Here is a 16,397-nt window from a genome sequence, read left to right on the forward strand (position 1 = left end):
TGATGGCCGCATCATCACATCAGGTTCCTCTTCATGCCTCCTTCTCACGCCCTGCCCGCCGGCTTCCACCGCCTCGCCTGGTCGAACCTCACCGCGCAATCGGCCGAGCAGATCGCGCTCGCCGCAGCACCGATCGTCGCGGTACTCGCACTCGGCGTTGGCGAGGGCGCGACCGGCCTGCTGCAGACGGCGCTGACAGCTCCCTTCGTGCTGTTCGCGATCCCTGCGGGGCTGCTCGCCGACCGGATGTCGCGACGGCTGCTGATGGCCCTGGCAGAGACGCTTCGCGCGCTCGCGCTGCTCGCGATCCTCATCGCCTTCGCGTCCGGCGCGCTCACGCTGCCGCTGCTGGCGGCGCTCGGATTCGCGGCGGTGTGCGGCACGGTCGTGTTCAGCGTCGCAGCGCCTGCCCTGGTGCCGAGCCTCGTCGCCCCGGCCCAGTTGGCCCCTGCGAATGCGCGCATCGAGCTTGCCCGCACCATCGCCTTTGCCACCGGGCCCGCGCTGGGCGGCATGCTGGTCGGCTGGATCGGCGGCGCTCCGGCCTTCGGCTGTGCCGCGGCGCTCTCGCTGATCGCAGCCATGTGCCTGGCCGGCATCGCCGAGCCCGCCCGCGCGCCGGTGCCGCGCCGCCATCCGCTCGCCGACATCCGCGAAGGCGCCGCCTTCGTGCTGCATCATCCGCTGCTGCGGCCGGTGTTCGTCACCCAGTTCATCTTCAACACCGCGCATTTCCTGCTGCTCGCGGTGTTCGTGCCCTATGCGGTGCACCGGCTCGGCCTGTCGGCGGGAGGCGTCGGCACGGTGCTGTCGATGTTCGGCGTCGGCATGGTGTGCGGCGCGCTGCTGGCGACGCGCATCATGCGGCGGCTGCCGTTCGGCACCGTCATCGGGCTCGGCCCCGTCACCGGCTTCGCCGCGGCGCTCATCATGGCACTGACCACGTTCGTCCCCTCGCCCTACCTTGCCGCCCTCAGCTTCTTCCTGCTCGGCGCCGGGCCGATCCTTTGGGTGATCTCGACCACGACGCTGCGGCAGTCGGTGACGCCGGCGGGCCTGCTCGGGCGGGTCTCGGCCATCAACATCCTGAGCTATGGCGCCCGTCCGCTGGGCTCGCTGCTCGGCGCGGTCGTCGGCGGCCGTTACGGCGCCGATATGTGTCTCTACCTCGTCGCCGCCATCTTCGGCCTGCAGGCGCTCGTCATCCTCGCCTCGCCGGTCGTCGCGATCGCGCGCCAGCCGGAGCCGCAGCCCGCCTAGCGATAGACCAAGATCGGTACGGTCGAATGCGTCAGCACCTTCAAGGTCTCGCTGCCCAGGATCGCCGAGACGCCGCGCAGCCCATGCGAGGCCATCAGCACCAGATCGCAATGCTGCTTGCGCGCGGTCTCGACGATCGCCTCATAGGGCTTGTCGTGCTCGACGCAGAGCGTGGCGCAGGCGACGCCGGCCTGCTCGGCATCGTCCTTCACATGATCGAGGTATTTCGCGGTCTGATCGGCCACCAGCGACTTGTATTGCGCAAGCGCCTTGGTCGCAGCGTGGGGATCGACGACCAGCGAATGCAGCGGCGTCGACACCACCAGCGCCGTGACCCTGGCCCCGGTCGCCTTGGCGAGCGCGATACCGTGCTTGATTGCGGCCTTGGAAAGGTCGGACCCATCGGTCGGCAGCAGAATATGTTTGTACATGAGCTTTCACCTCCCGGCAGAGGATGCTGGGCAGACTCGCTTCTGCGGGGCATTGACGTGGGTCAAGGGTGCGACATCTCGTCCGCCAGGTAGTTCTCGTAGGCCCGCGTGGCCGATGCGCTGCCGGCAAGTTCCGGATCGAGCGTGAAGAGATCCTGCGCGCGGCCGATGCCGCGCAGCGCGTAGCGTCCGGTCGACACCAGATAGCGGCGACCTTCGTCGTCGAGCCCCTCGCAGAACTCGGAGGATGCCAACAGTTCGCGATCGACCGAGCGGCACATCGAGGCGATGCGGCTGACCTCGTTGACGGCCGGTCCCACGACGGTGAAGTCGAGCCGGTCCTCGCTGCCGATATTGCCGTAGAACACCTCGCCGACATGCAGGCCGACATAGGCCGAGGTGACGGGCCGTCCCTCGCCGGCGCGCCGCGCGTTCAGCTTCATGATGTTCAGCCGAAAGCGATGCTCGGCGCGCAGCGCAGCGTGACGGGCCGAGGCCATGTCGCCGCCGGTGAAGATCGCCAGCACGCCGTCGCCGATCAGCTTCAGCACGTCGCCGCCCGACTCGTAGATCGCGTCGATCGATGCCTCTGCATAGTCGTTGAGCAGCGGGATGATCTCGTCCGGCGAGATGCTCTCGCTGATCGCGGTCGAACTGCGCAGGTCGGAGAACCACAGCACCGCATTGATGCGCTCGGTGACACCGCGGGAGATACGGCCGCGCAGCACCTGCTCCGACGCATCGCGGCCGAGATAGACGCGGCCAAGGGTTCGCACGATATCGACCTGCTGCGCGGATTTGATCGTCAGCGCGAGCAGCGGGACCAGGTCGCGCAATGCGCCGACCTGCGTATCGGTGAAGCCGCCGTCACGTCGCGTCAGCCAGTTGGAATAGAAGCAGTCCATCTGGCCGAGCGTGCCGGCTTCCCCGAACCGGTGCACGAAGGCGAGATAGTGCCGATGCCCCTGAGCGGAAAGCTCCTCGATGACCGGAAAATCGAGATGCGCACAATTCGTGAAGTCGATGCTGAACTCGTCATGGCCGTTCTCCAGCATGTGGTGGAAGACCGAGCGCCGCCAATTCTGTGCCGCCTCTCCCTCATTGCTGGAGCCATATTCAAAGCTGTCCGCTTCGTTCGTGTCGAAATCGTTCCAGCGGAAGCCACGCCCCTCGAAAATCGGATGCAGCGTATCGATGATCGCAAGGCTGCGCGACAATTCAAGCCCGGCCACGCGGCAGCGCTCGCAGAAGCCGCGCAGGATCTCATTTTCGGGCATGCCGGTCAGGCTCTGAGCCACGAGCCAGTTCGCCACTTCGAGACGGGTCGCCGTGTCCATGGTTTCAGCTCATCAACGCGTCACGATCCGGAAAGCTTCAGGCCGGCCGGCTCACCACCTCGCCGTCCTCCTTGGTGAAGGAGGAGACGGGATGATCGAGCAGGTCGAGCACAAGTTCGGACGGGCGGCAGAGCCGCGCGCCCTTGCTGGTCACCACGATCGGCCGGTTGATCAGGATCGGATGCGCGAGCATCGCCTCGATCAGCTGGTCGTCGGTCCATTTGGAATCGCCCAGCCCAAGCTCGGCATAGGGCGTGCCCTTTTCGCGCAGCACGTCGCGCACCTTGACGCCCATCGCGTTGATCAGCGCAATCAGCTGCTCGCGGCTCGGCGGGCTTTTCAGATATTCGATCACCTCAGGCTCCTCACCCGAGGCGCGGATCATCGCGAGCGTGTTGCGCGACGTGCCGCAGGCCGGATTGTGAAAGATCGTCACGGGCATGGGCTGTCCAGTCGTTGCGTTCCAAAGGCACATTCCCGTGCCATGCGTCTCACCCCACGCATCGTGTCCCTGATGGTGCGGCCGCGATGCGGGAAATGGTCACTGTTATCACGGCGCCGCCGCCGGCCGGAATGGGAACTCCGCCGGTCGAGGGAAATCGCCGGCGCGCTGTGCAGACTGGCAGGAAGGAACTGACCCATCGCGGCTCACACCACGTCGGCAGGAGCGAGCTTGCAGGCGCAGCCATCGGCCTCGATCTGCAGGGTCGGATGCTGGATGTTGAAGCGATGTGACAGCTCGGCGCAGACGCGATGCAGGAATGCATCATCCGTTCCGCCTGCCCGTACCAGATGCGCCGTCAGCGCGGTCTCGTTGGTGCTCATCGCCCAGATGTGGAGGTCGTGCACCTCGCTGACGCCGTCGAGGGAGGCGAGATATTCGCGCACCTCCGGAAGCGCGATGTCGCGCGGCACGGCGTCGAGCGCCAGATTGACGCTGTCGCGGGCGAGATCCCAGCCGCTCAGGAGCACGACGAGCGCGATGACCAGGCTGACCACCGGATCGATCCACAGCCACCCCGTCCAGATCGTGACCAGCGCCGCCACCACCACGCCGAACGACACGGCGGCATCGGCGGCCATGTGCAGGTAGGCGCCGCGAATGTTGAGGTCGGTGTCGCGGCCGCGCATGAACATCATCGCGGTGGCGCCGTTGATGGCGATGCCGAGCGCGGCGACCCACAGCACGGTGGTGCCGGCCACCTCGCCCGGATTGCGCAGGCGATCGAGCGCCTCGACGGCGATGCCGCCGACCACCACCAGCAGCAGCCCCGCATTGATCAGCGCCGCCAGGATCGAGGCGCGGCGATAGCCGTAGGTATGGCGGTCGGTCGGCCGCCGGCCCGCCAGCCATAGGGCGCCCCAGGCCAGCAGCAGCGACATCACGTCGGACAGATTGTGGACGGCGTCCGAGATCAGCGCCAGCGAATGCGCGGCATAGCCGAACACAAGCTCGGCGATGACGAAGGCCGTGTTGAGCGACACGCCGATCGCAAAGGCCGCACCAAAGCTCACCGGCGCATGGCTGTGGCCGGCATGGCCGTGGGTATGTGAGAGGCCATGATCATGGGAATGGTCATGGCCGTGATGATGAGAATGCGAGTGCGCCATCCAACGTGCCCCCGGGCGATCGCGCGCCTCGCGATCGCCCGCTGCCTGATATAGACGGCCGCTCGACGGATACTATTACGTCGCTACTCGATCGGCCGGTTGAACTTGTTCGACTTCGGCAGCCCCTGCGCGATGCGTCCGGCATCGGCGCGGTTGCCGCGGTAGTCGGCGAGCTCCTTCCAGCTCAGCCCCTGGTCGCGGCCGGCGGAATCCTTCCAGGCCAGTCCCTGCTTCTGCTCGAAGGTGGTGACGTCGGAGAGCTGCGCGCTGGTGTATTTCTGCAGCCGGACGCCGCGGCCGCGCGCCATCTCCGGCACCTGGTCGAGCCCAAACACCACCATCTTGTGGTTGGTGCCGATGACCGCGACCTGATCGCCCGCGACCGTCGTGATCGCGCGCGCTTCCGCCGGCGCGGTCACGTTGAGCACCTGCTTGCCCTTGCGGGTGTTGCTGACGCAATCCTCCTCCTTGACCACGAAGCCCTGGCCGTCCGAGGCGGCAATGAGGAACTTGCGCTCCCCCTTGTTGACGAACATCGACACGATCGAGGCGTCCTGGTCGAGGTCGATGAACATGCGGATCGGCTCGCCGTGGCCGCGGCCGCCGGGCAGCTTGCCGACGTCCAGCGAGTAGAACTTGCCGTTGCTGGCGAACAGCAGCACCTTGGAGGTGTTCTCGGCGAAGAACGCCTGGCCGAGCTGGTCGTCGGTCTTGAACTGCAGGTTCGACAGGTCGGCGACGTGGCCCTTCAAGGTGCGCACCCAGCCCTTGTCGGAGACGACGACGGTGACCGGCTCGCGCTCGATGAAGGCTTCTTCAATAGCGGCGAGATCGTGCTCCGGCGCGTCGGCGAAATTGGTGCGGCGCTTGCCGAGCGGCGTCTTCGGCCCGAACATGTCGCGGACCGTCTTGACCTGCTCGCCGACCTTGGCCCATTGCAGCTCCTCGGATCCGAGCAGCGCATTGATGCCCTTCAGCTCGCCGCGCAGATTCTTGTCCTCGGTGCGGATCTCCATTTCCTCGAGCTTGCGCAAGCTACGCAGGCGCATGTTGAGGATGGCCTCGGCCTGCACCTCGGTGAGCTTGAACGTCTTCATCAGCACCGGCTTGGGCTCGTCCTCGGTGCGGATGATCCTGATCACCTCGTCGATGTTGAGGTAGGCGATCAAATAGCCGCCGAGAATCTCCAGCCGGTTCTCGATCTGCTTCTTGCGGTAGTTCGAGCGCCGCAGCAGCACGTCGCGCAGATGGTCGAGCCATTCGCGCAGGCACTCGGCCAGGCCCACCACCTTGGGGATGCGGCCTTTGATCAGCACGTTGAGGTTCAGCGGAATCTTGCTCTCGAGATCGGTGAGCCGGAACAGCGATTCCATCATCAGCGCCGGATCGACGTTCTTCGACTTCGGCTCGATCACGAGCCGCACGTCCTCGGCCGACTCGTCACGGACGTCGCCGACCAGCGGCAGCTTCTTCTCGTTGAGCAGCTCTGCGATCTTCTCGACCAGCCGCGACTTCTGCACGAGATAGGGAATCTCGGTGATGACGACGATCCAGGTGCCGCGGTTGCCCTCCTCCTGCTTCCACTTGGCGCGGACACGGAACGAGCCGCGGCCGGTGGTGTAGGCCTCGATGATCGACTCCTTGGAATCGATCACGGTGCCGCCGGTCGGGAAGTCCGGCCCCTTCACCCAGCGCAGCAGCGCGCGCGACTTGGCGTCAGGCTTCTCGATCAGATGCAGCGCGGCGTCGCAGAGCTCCGCGGCATTGTGCGGCGGAATCGAGGTCGCCATGCCCACCGCGATGCCCTGGGCGCCGTTGGCCAGCAGGTTCGGGAAGCCGCCGGGCAGCACGACCGGCTCCTTCGACTGGCCGTCATAATTCGGCCGGAACTCGACGCCGTCCTCGTCGATGCCTTCCAGCAGCAGACGCGCGACGTCGGTCATGCGCGCTTCGGTGTAGCGATAGGCCGCCGGATTATCGCCGTCGATATTGCCGAAATTGCCCTGGCCGTCGACCAGCGGATAGCGCGAGGAAAAGTCCTGCGCGAGGCGGACCATCGCGTCGTAGATCGCCTGGTCGCCATGCGGATGGAACGAGCCCATCACGTCGCCGACGATCTTGGCGGATTTCTTGAACGCCGTGCCCGGGTCGAGCCGCAGCAGCCGCATGCCGTAGAGGATGCGCCGGTGCACGGGCTTGAGGCCGTCGCGCGCGTCCGGCAGTGCGCGGTGCATGATGGTCGAGAGCGCGTAGGCGAGATAGCGCTCTTCCAGCGCATCCCGGAGCGTCACCTCGTGAATCTCGGCTGGTTCCGGCGGAATCAGTGATTTTCCCATTCGCGTTGAGCTTTCAGTGGGTTAGCCCTTGAGCCTGAGCTAGCGTGAACGATTTGGGAACAGGCTTTATGCGATGATGCGCTGGGGCGCAATGACGGCCCTGCCCGGTTCCCCGAGGAAAAAGCCGGGACTTCGGCCGCGGAACCGCAACCCGGACCGGAAATTATGCAGTTCACGTGACGCCGACGCATGTCGCAACGCTCACGGATTGAGCAGCCGACCCGCGTCCCGTTGAGGTGCAACGATGTCGCACACGAGTCTGTGTAGCTGAGATCGTCACCCGCCGTCGCTAAGGTGACGGCGCTCATCCTCGCCGACGCAACGGCCCTGCGAGGAGAGCCATCGCACCGCGCCTTGAACGCGGCAGATCCCATCCAGTGAGAAAGGCAGATGCTCCATGAGCTCAGGATTCGTGACGACATCGGACGGCACGCAGATCTTCTACAAGGACTGGGGATCGGGCCAGCCCATCGTCTTCCACCACGGCTGGCCGCTGTCGTCCGACGATTGGGACGCGCAGATGCTGTTCTTCCTCGACAAGGGTTTTCGCGTCATCGCGCACGACCGGCGTGGTCACGGCCGCTCCAGCCAGACGGAGACCGGCAATGAAATGGACACCTACGCCGCCGATGTCGCTGCGCTTGCCGCGAAGCTCGACCTGCGAGACGCGATCCATGTCGGCCACTCCACCGGCGGCGGCGAGGTCGCGCGCTACGTCGCCAAGCACGGCAAGGGCCGCGTCGCCAAGGCCGCGTTGCTCGGAGCGGTACCACCTATCATGCTGAAGACGGCGAGCAATCCCGGCGGACTGCCGATCGAGGTGTTCGACGGCTTCCGCACGGCGCTCGCCGCCAACCGCGCGCAATTCTTCCTCGATATTCCGACCGGCCCGTTCTACGGCTTCAACCGCGACGGCGCCAAGGTCTCCGAAGGCGTGATCCGCAACTGGTGGCGCCAGGGCATGATGGGCGGCACCAAGGCCCATTACGATTGCATCAAGGCGTTCTCGGAGACCGACTTCACCGAGGACCTGAAGGTGATCGACGTGCCGGTGCTGCTGATGCACGGCGAGGACGACCAGATCGTCCCGATCGACGATTCCGCGCGCATCGGCATCAAGCTGTTGAAGCATGGGACCTTGAAGACCTATCCGGGCTTTCCGCACGGTATGGCGACCACGCATGCCGACGTGATCAATGCCGACCTGCTGGCCTTCATCAAGGGGTAGCTCGATCATTGCACTTCGCCGAATGCGCATTCCGATGCCGATGAAGCGATAGATCTCAAATCTTGCTCGTTATGGCCGGGCTTGTCCCGGCCATCCACGCAGCCTGCACACGCCGAACGACGTGGATGCCCGGGACAAGCCCGGGCACGACGAGTTCGGGGCTACCATTGATCCACTATCTCAATTTCCGCGTTGGAAACGTCGTCCTGCCTTCTCGCGACGCGCTCCGCGCCCGAGCTATCAGGATCGATCACCCTCATCTAACAGAGGGCGCAGGGAAGGCCGGACCTCGACTGAGGCCCGTGGCCCGCCTGCGAAAAAAAATGCAGGCGGCAGGTACCACAGGTCAGCCGGACGACCCGGCCCTCCCTGTGCGATGGGCTTACGAGTTATACGCAGTCTCCCCGGTGTCCGGCTTGTGAGCCACCGTCGCCCCTGGGATCATCACCCACGGACTTGGCGCCAGCATCGGGGCGCCAGGACGCTGCGATTTCCTCGTCCTGCCGGACACGTTCGTCCGCGCGCACATGCACGCTGCGATCCGACAGGCCACCGCTCCCCGCTTCCTACGTCTCGTGACGATCGCGATGCGCCCCTCATGTGGAGGCGGGATGCCGGGAAACATCGTCCTGATTTGCCCGACGACACAAGCCGTGCGGACTGCGGCAGATTGGCTCGACGGGCAATTGGCGCATGGGAGATCGCGCAATTCTGCATATCAGAAGCGGGACCACGCAGCTCAGCGCAACCGCGGGAACCGATAGCGCCCAAGGCGCGTTCTCTCCGCATCAACGTAATGCGTATGCGATATCAACCGAAGCACGACCTGCTGGCGGGCATCTTTGCATGAAGAATTTTTCCGATGCGTCCTTTTCGCCTGATGTCATCGCACTGATGACCGAAGCCCTCAACGCGTCGGTCGCCGCGCTGCCTGAGCCGGTGAGTTCGACGAACGTGAACCTGCTTGCGGAAGCCGTGCTGCGGGCCGCCAAGGCCGGCGAGCGCGACGTCACCGCGATGCAGCGGCTCGCGCTGCTCGAACTGCAGATCATGCCGCGCATGTAGAGCGGATCACAGGCTTTCCTACAGTCGTAAAGCATTCCCAATGCGCTCACTTCGGGACCTCTTGGTTCGAGATGCGCCGCACGCGGCGCTCCTCACCATGAGGACGTCGGATCGCGCCTGACGCGCCGCCGGCCTCCATCTTCTATCCCCCGGCCGCTGCGCCACGTCCCACTCGTTCGCAATTGACAAATCTATTCGTCAATGTCTAATTCCCATCACCGCCGACAGAGCGGAGCAAAACGGGGAGGATCTTCATGCGACGGCAGCTGCTCGCCTGCGCGTTCCTGGCAACGACATCATTCATCGCGACAGGCGCTTCAGCCCAGGTTTCTGACGACGTGGTGCGGATCGGCGTACTCACCGATCTCTCGAGCTGGGGACGCGACAACAGCGGGCCGGGCTCGGTCGAGGCGGCCAAGATGGCGGTCGAGGAGTTCGGCCCCAATGTGCTCGGCAAGCCGATCGAGATCATCAGCGCCGATCACCAGATGAAGACCGACGTCGGAACGACGGTCGTGCGCGACTGGTTCGACAACGGCAAGGTCGACGCCGTCGTCGACATCCCCAACTCCGGCATCGCGATTGCCGTGCACAACATGGTGCGCGAGCGCAACAAGATCGCGCTGCTGTCCGGTCCCGGCGCGAGCTCGCTGACCGACGAGCTGTGCAGCCCGAACACCGTGCATTTCACCTATGATACGTATGCGCTGTCCAAGGTGACGACCTCGGCCGTGATCGGCCAGGGCGGCAAATCCTGGTACTTCATCACCGCGGACTATGCCTTCGGCCAGCAGTTGGAGAAGGACGCCACACGCTTCATCAAGGAGCTCGGCGGCACCATCCTCGGCGGAGTCAAGCATCCGACCAACACCGCCGACTTCTCCTCCTTCGCGCTGCAGGCGCAGAGCTCCAAGGCCGACGTCGTCGCCTTCGCCAATGCCGGCCAGGACACCGACAACGCGATCAAGCAGTCCGGCGAGTTTGGCCTGGTCAAGGGCGGCCAGAAGCTGGTCGGCCTCCTGATGTTCGACACCGACGTGCATGCGATCGGGCTCGAGGCCGCGCAGGGCACCTACATGACCACGGCGTCCTATTGGGCGATGGACGAGGCCACCCGCGCCTGGTCGAAGAAGTTCTACGCCCGCGCCAAGGTGATGCCGACCATGATCCAGACCGGCGTCTACGGCTCGGTGCTGCACTATCTCAAGGCGATCAAGGCGGCCGGCACCGATGATCCCAAGGCTGTCATGGCGAAGATGCGCGAGCTGCCGATCGAGGACACCTTCGTTCACGGCGGCAAGTTGCGCGAGGATGGCCGGGTCATCCGCGACATGTACCTCGCCCGCGTCAAGAAGCCGTCGGAGTCGAAGGAGCCGTGGGACTATCTGGAGATCGTCAAGACCGTGAAGGGCGAGGATGCGTTCCGGCCGGTCTCCGAGTCCAAGTGCCCGTTGCTGAAGAAGTAGGAGCGCGCGCATGAGCGGAGCCGATACCAAGGACGGCGACAGCTATGATTGCGACGTGCTGGTGGTCGGCTCCGGCGCGGCCGGGCTGTCAGCGGCGGTTACCGCCGCCCATGCCGGGCTGAAGGTCCTCGTCACCGAAAAGGAGCCGCGGTTCGGCGGCACCACCGCGCGCTCCGGCGGCTGGCTGTGGATCCCCGGGACCTCGCTGGCGAAGGCGTGGGGCATTGACGAGCCGCCCGAGCTGGCGCGCAGCTATCTGCGTCATGAAGCCGGCAACAGTTTCGATGCGGCGCGGGTCGATGCGTTCCTGAGCAAGGGCCCGGAGGCGGTCGACTTCTTCATCAGCAAGACGGCACTCAAGTTCGACATGCCGCTGACCTTCCCTGACTATCACGCCGAGGCGCCGGGCGGCACGCAGGGCGGCCGCTCGATGGTGACGCGGCCGTTCGACGGCCGCGAGCTTGGGCGTCACATCGAGGATCTCGGCCAGCCGCTGCCCGAGCTCACCGTGTTCGGCATGATGCTCGGCTCCGGCAAGGAGATCATCCATTTCATGCGCGCGACCAAGTCGCTGGCGTCCGCGTTCTATGTCGCCAAGCGGCTGTCGAAACATGCGCTGGACGTGCTACGCCATGGCCGCGGCATGGCGCTCACCAACGGCAACGCGCTGGCAGGGCGGCTGGCGAAATCCGCGTTCGATCTCGGCATTCCCTTGTGGCTGTCGTCGCCTGTGGCGGAGCTGATCCGCGACGGCGATGCGGTGCGCGGCGCCATGGTGACGCGGCAGGGCCGGCGCATCCGAGTGAATGCGCGGCTCGGGGTGGTGCTTGCCTGCGGCGGTTTCCCCCATGATGTCGAGAGGCGCAAGGCGATGTTTCCGCATGCGCCGACCGGACAGGAGCATGTCTCGCCCGGCCCTGTCGGCAACACCGGCGACGGCTTGCGGCTGGCGGAAGCGGTCGGCGGCCGGGTCGAGGACGGCCTGCCGCATGCGGCGGCCTGGGTGCCGGTCTCCGTCACCACGCGCAAGGACGGCAGCAAGGGCGTGATGCCGCACTTCATCGACCGTGCCAAACCCGGCGTGATCGCGGTGACCGCGGACGGCGTGCGCTTCGCCAATGAAGGCAATTCCTACCACGACTTCGTGCAGGCGATGGTCAAGGCGGCCAAGCCCGGCCGCGAGATCGCGGCCTGGCTGATCACCGATCACCGCTCGTTGCGCCGCTACGGCCTCGGCTGCGTGCCGCCGTTCCCGATGCCGCTCGGGCATCATCTGAGTACCGGCTATCTCAAGCGCGGCGCGACGCTCGTCGAGCTCGCGCGCGTGGCCGGCATCGATGCCACGTCGTTGGAAGCAACCGTCGCCGCCTTCAACGCCGATGCGGCGCTGGGCCAGGATCCGACCTTCGGCAAGGGCTCGCGCGCCTACAATCGCTACCAGGGCGATGCGCTGCACGGGCCGAACCCGTGCGTGGCGCCGATCAAGGGCGGGCCGTTCTACGCGATCAAGATGGTGATCGGCGATCTCGGCACCTATGCCGGCATCCGCACCGACGAACATGCCCGCGCGCTCGATGCGCAGGGCCAGCCGATCGAGGGGCTGTATGCCGCCGGCAACGACATGGCGAGCATCATGGGCGGCAACTATCCCGGCGCCGGCATCACGCTGGGCCCGGCGCTGACCTTCGGCTACATTGCCGGCCGGCATCTCGCCGAACGCGCCAGGCAAAGGAGCGCCGCATGAGCGACAGTCAGATGTTGGCCGGCAAGCTCGCGCTGGTGACGGGCGCGGCGCACGGCAATGGCCGCGCGATTGCGCTGGGGCTCGCCGGCCGCGGCGCCGATGTTGTCATCACCGACATCGACTTGGACGGCGCCGAACGCTGCGCCGCCGAGATCCGCGATCACGGCCGCAAGGCGTGGGCACATCGGCTCGACGTCACCGACGCCGCGGGCTGCACCGCATTGGCGGCGCAGTTGCGCACCGAGGTCGGCGCCATCTCCATCCTCGTCAACAACGCCGGCATCATCATTCGCGAGGGCATCGACTCAGCCCGCGCGCCACAGAACTGGCAGCGCGTGCTCGACGTCAATCTCAACGGCGTGTTCAACGTCACCTACGCGTTTCTCGCCGCGTTGCGCGCGACGCGCGGCACCATCGTCAACATCGCCTCCGTCGCCTCGTTCATCGGCATCAGCAACACGCTCGGCTACTCGCCCTCCAAGGGCGGCGTGAAGTCGCTGACCCAGGCGCTGGCGCGCGAGCTCGCCGCCGACGGCATCCGCGTCAACGCGATCGCGCCCGGCGTGATCGCCACCGCGATGACGGAGTCGACCCGCAACGATCCCGAGCGGCTCGCCGGCTTCATGAGCCGCACGCCGCTCGGCCGCGTCGGCCAGCCCGAGGAGCTCGCGGGCCCGGTGGCGTTCCTGGTCTCGGACATGGCGTCCTACGTCAACGGCGTGACCTTGCCGGTCGACGGCGGCTTCCTGGCGGTGTAGGCACGGCGCCGGACCAGGGGGCACAACGAGACATGGGACGAGAGAGCCGCGGCATCCAGTCGATCGAGGTCGGCGGCACCCTGCTGCAGGCACTGGCGCGCAGCGGCGAGCCGATGATGCTGCGCGACCTCGCGCGCGAGGCCGGGCTGCCGCCCGCCAAGGCGCATCCCTATCTCGTCAGCTTCTCGCGCATCGGTTTGATCGAGCAGGACGAAACCACCGGACGCTACGAGATCGGCCCGCTCGCGCTCGAACTCGGCCTGATCAGCCTGCGGCGGCTGTCGGCGGTACGGATCGCAACGCCGAAGATCGCCGCGCTCGCCGGGGCCATCGATCACGCGGTGTCGCTCGCCGTGTGGGGCACCAACGGCCCGACCGTGGTGCGGCTGGAGGAGCCGAGCCATCCGGTGCACATCGTGATGCGCGTCGGCTCGATCATGGCGCTGCTGGAGACGGCAACCGGCCGGGCCTTCGCGGCGTTCCTGCCGCCGAAGACCGTGAAGGCCGCGCTCGACGCCGGCCTCGACCATCTCGGCGTCGGCTACAATCCGAAGCGCGCGCCCAGGAGTCCGAAGGTCGCGGAGATGCTGGCCGAGGTGCGCGCGCAGGGGCTCGCGCGCGCCGTCGGCGATCCGCTGCCCGGCGTCAATGCCTTCGCCGCACCGGTGTTCGATCACGCCGGCCACGTCGCGCTGGTCATCACCGCGATGGGCCCGGCCGGCACCTTCGATGCCGGCTGGCAGTCACCGCTGGCGATGCGGCTGCGTGCCTGCGCGGCCGAGATCTCCAAGCAGCTCGGCCACGGAATCGCGCAGCCGTGACGCTCAGGCCGCGACCGAGCGCTTCTCCGGCCACGGCTCGGCCCACGCCGGCAGCCGCATCAGGCCATCGAGCCAGCGCACGATGTTCGGAAACGACTCCATCGGCATCTCGGCCTCGCGCCAGTCGGTCGCCATCGACGCCGCCGCGAAATCGGCGATGGTGAGCCTGTCGCAGGCGATGTGGCTGCGCGCCCGCAGATGCGCATCGAGCACGGCGGCGAAGGTCTTCAGGTTGGCGACCTTGCCGGCCAGCGCGGCACGGTCAGGCACACCGAGGCCGAACGTCTTGCGGACGATGTGCTCGAAATAGAACGGTCCGACCGCCGGCGCCCAATGGCAGTCGTTCCACGCCAGCCAGCGCAGCACCTCGATCTGCTCCTGCGGATCGCGCGCCGGCCACATGTCGCAGCTCTCGCGAATGCAGAGGTGCGCCATGATGGCGGTGGACTCCCACAGCACGGTGTCGCCATCGACCAGCACGGGCGCCTTCATGTTGGGGTTGAGCGCGGCGAACTCCGGCGTCTTCAGGCCGCGGCTGATGTCGATGAACTCGGCGGGAACGCCGAGATGCTTCACCAGCGCCAGCACGCGGCGCGGCGCCTGGGCCTTGATCCAGTAGATCTTCATGACGGGTCTCCATCTCCTGTGCCTTGAAGACGAACGTAGCAGCACCGGATCGACAGCGACGGAGCAAAAATTCAGCGACGGTTCCGTCGACTCGTACGGTTCCCGTAGCGTCACATTGCGCGCACCGCCGCCCGTGCGGTGAGAATGCAACCCGGCAGGAACGTCCCCTCCAGCGAACGCTTGCCCGACGCGCCGCCGCCGCCGAAGCCGGCCGCTTCGCCGACCGCATAGAGGCCGCCGATCGGCGCACCCGTGGTGTCGAGCACCCGGCTCTGCAGATCGGTCTTGAGGCCGCCGAGGCTCTTGCGGGTGATGAGTTGCATGTGAATGGCGATGTAAGGCCCGGCGCCCGGCGCCTGCAGCGGCGCAGGCTTGCAGGTGCGGAGCTTGTCGGGCCCCCATTGCCGCGCGTGCAGGATGCGGCGCAACTGGTCGTCGTTGTGGAGCTTGTCGCCATTCCCAAAGTTCGCGTCGAAGGCGTCGGCGGTGGCCTGCAGCACCTCCGGCTTCACGTCGCCGGTGCCGGTCAGCGCATTCATCTTGGCGGCGAGACCGGCCAGCGTCTCGTCGACCAGGAAATGCCGGCTCTCGCGCTGCATCTGCCTGACCAGGCGATGATTGCCGAACAGGGTCTCCTTGAGGAACATCGGCATCTGCCGGTCGCGGATGCGCGGATTGTGCTCGGCGCCGGAGATGGCGAACTCCTTGGCGGCGATGCGCCAGTTCAACAGATGCCACGTATACGGTTTCTCCTGCGCCGCGACGCGCTGGCACAGATCATGGGTGTCGAAGCCGGTCACCAGCGGCTCGGGCCCGATGCGTTCACCCCTGTGATTGAGCCACAGCGCCGATTTGCACGGCACCAGCGACAGGCCATGGCCGTCGAAATGCGGAAACGGATGCGGGATGCCGGCGGCGTAGTTCCACATCTCGCCGGCATGCGTGATCTCGGCGCCGAGCGCCTCGGCCGCGTGGTGATGCAATTTGCCATCAGAGAACGGATGCGCGCCATTGAGCATCGCCTGCGGCAGCGGCCGGCTCTTCAGCCAGTTGGCGCGGGCCTCCTCGTGGCTGCCATTGAGACCGCCCATCGCCAGCACCGTCAGCGGCGCGGCGATGCGGATTTCGGCGCCCGTCTCCTCGTTGACGGCAACCACGCCCGATACGGCGCCGGCAGCGCGATCGAGGCTGACGACGCGGTGACGGTGCAGCACCGTCAGCCGGCCGCCGCTATCGGCCGCACGCATCGCTTCGATCATCACGCGCGTGAGCCGCTGCGAGGTGCCCCAGACGATGTGATAGCGCGGCAGCGCATTGCCGTCGCCGTGCCGGCCGCGCTCGACCCAGTTCACCGCCGGCATGAAGGTCAGGCCGTGCGACAGCAGCCAGTCGTAGACCTCGCTGCGCGAATGCGCGACGTAGTAGCGCGCCCATTGCAGCGGCCAGTGCTCGGCGGCATCGAGCTCGCCAAACCTGATCCAGTCGCGCAACGCGATCTCGGGCGTATCCGGGATCTTCATGCGCGCCTGCAACGGCGTGCCGACCAGCGCCATGCCCCCGAACGCCCACAGCGCCAGCCCGCCGAACCGCTCGGGCGTGTCCCGGTCCACGATCGTCACCGACTTGCCGGCGCGCAGTGCCTCCAGCGCGGTGACGATGCCGGCGAGACCGCCGCCGGCGATGACGACATCGGATTGCAGCGTCGCGCTCATG

14 protein-coding genes are annotated in these 16,397 nt (G+C 66.6%); 7 read left to right on the forward strand and 7 right to left on the reverse strand.

The features are described 5' to 3' along the window. The first annotated feature begins 33 nt into the window (after positions 1-33). Positions 34-1,260, forward strand: coding sequence for an MFS transporter (locus QX121_RS19480; protein WP_315812795.1), 1,227 nt, complete (start codon positions 34-36; stop codon positions 1,258-1,260). On the opposite strand, the gene QX121_RS19485 is transcribed toward QX121_RS19480, so the two are convergent. The 5 genes from QX121_RS19485 to parC form a co-directional block, all read right to left on the reverse strand. Then, the gene (locus QX121_RS19485) at positions 1,257-1,691 is read right to left on the reverse strand and encodes a universal stress protein (protein ID WP_315740234.1); all 435 of its coding nucleotides are present in this window, start codon (positions 1,689-1,691) and stop codon (positions 1,257-1,259) included. The two genes, QX121_RS19480 and QX121_RS19485, sit on opposite strands and share 4 nt — an antisense overlap. A gap of 62 nt (positions 1,692-1,753) precedes the next feature. Then, positions 1,754-3,028, reverse strand: a complete 1,275-nt coding sequence (locus tag QX121_RS19490) for an adenylate/guanylate cyclase domain-containing protein (protein WP_315786325.1) — start codon at positions 3,026-3,028, stop codon at positions 1,754-1,756. Between the two features lie 37 nt (positions 3,029-3,065). Beyond that, positions 3,066-3,470: an arsenate reductase (glutaredoxin) gene (gene arsC / locus QX121_RS19495; protein ID WP_315775174.1), complete on the reverse strand. Its 405-nt coding sequence runs from the start codon at positions 3,468-3,470 to the stop codon at positions 3,066-3,068. Between the two features lie 206 nt (positions 3,471-3,676). Next, positions 3,677-4,639 carry a cation diffusion facilitator family transporter gene (locus QX121_RS19500; RefSeq protein WP_315812796.1) on the reverse strand — a complete coding sequence of 321 codons (963 nt, stop codon included), beginning with the start codon at positions 4,637-4,639 and terminating at the stop codon, positions 3,677-3,679. Positions 4,640-4,722: 83 nt separating this feature from the next. Further along, a complete protein-coding gene (gene parC, locus QX121_RS19505) occupies positions 4,723-6,975 on the reverse strand; it encodes a DNA topoisomerase IV subunit A (protein ID WP_315740238.1) in 2,253 nt (750 codons plus the stop codon). A 397-nt stretch (positions 6,976-7,372) separates the two neighbouring features. On the opposite strand from parC, the gene QX121_RS19510 reads away from it, so the two are divergent. From QX121_RS19510 to QX121_RS19535, 6 genes are all read left to right on the forward strand, one after another. Continuing rightward, positions 7,373-8,203, forward strand: coding sequence for an alpha/beta hydrolase (locus QX121_RS19510; protein WP_315812797.1), 831 nt, complete (start codon positions 7,373-7,375; stop codon positions 8,201-8,203). A gap of 693 nt (positions 8,204-8,896) precedes the next feature. Beyond that, on the forward strand, positions 8,897-9,268 hold the full coding sequence (locus tag QX121_RS31660) for a hypothetical protein (protein ID WP_409998904.1): 372 nt from the start codon (positions 8,897-8,899) through the stop codon (positions 9,266-9,268). Positions 9,269-9,522: 254 nt separating this feature from the next. Beyond that, positions 9,523-10,734 carry an ABC transporter substrate-binding protein gene (locus tag QX121_RS19520; protein ID WP_315740240.1) on the forward strand — a complete coding sequence of 404 codons (1,212 nt, stop codon included), beginning with the start codon at positions 9,523-9,525 and terminating at the stop codon, positions 10,732-10,734. 10 nt (positions 10,735-10,744) lie between these two features. Next, positions 10,745-12,478 carry an FAD-dependent oxidoreductase gene (locus tag QX121_RS19525; RefSeq protein WP_315812798.1) on the forward strand — a complete coding sequence of 578 codons (1,734 nt, stop codon included), beginning with the start codon at positions 10,745-10,747 and terminating at the stop codon, positions 12,476-12,478. After that, positions 12,475-13,236 (forward strand): glucose 1-dehydrogenase, encoded by a 762-nt coding sequence (locus QX121_RS19530; RefSeq protein WP_315812799.1) that lies wholly within the window; start codon positions 12,475-12,477, stop codon positions 13,234-13,236. The genes QX121_RS19525 and QX121_RS19530 overlap by 4 nt, the downstream gene beginning before the upstream one ends. Positions 13,237-13,268: 32 nt before the next feature. Further along, positions 13,269-14,057 (forward strand): IclR family transcriptional regulator, encoded by a 789-nt coding sequence (locus tag QX121_RS19535; protein WP_315812800.1) that lies wholly within the window; start codon positions 13,269-13,271, stop codon positions 14,055-14,057. A gap of 3 nt (positions 14,058-14,060) precedes the next feature. Here QX121_RS19535 and QX121_RS19540 read toward each other — a convergent pair whose 3' ends face one another. Continuing rightward, complete coding sequence (locus QX121_RS19540) at positions 14,061-14,684, reverse strand: glutathione S-transferase family protein (RefSeq protein ID WP_315784453.1); 624 nt, start codon at positions 14,682-14,684, stop codon at positions 14,061-14,063. Positions 14,685-14,794: 110 nt separating this feature from the next. After that, the gene (locus QX121_RS19545; RefSeq protein ID WP_315812801.1) at positions 14,795-16,396 is read right to left on the reverse strand and encodes an FAD-dependent oxidoreductase; all 1,602 of its coding nucleotides are present in this window, start codon (positions 16,394-16,396) and stop codon (positions 14,795-14,797) included. Between the last annotated feature and the right edge of the window lies 1 nt (position 16,397).

The sequence above is a fragment of the Bradyrhizobium sp. SZCCHNR2028 genome (genome assembly GCF_032380995.1).
Taxonomy (GTDB): domain Bacteria; phylum Pseudomonadota; class Alphaproteobacteria; order Rhizobiales; family Xanthobacteraceae; genus Bradyrhizobium.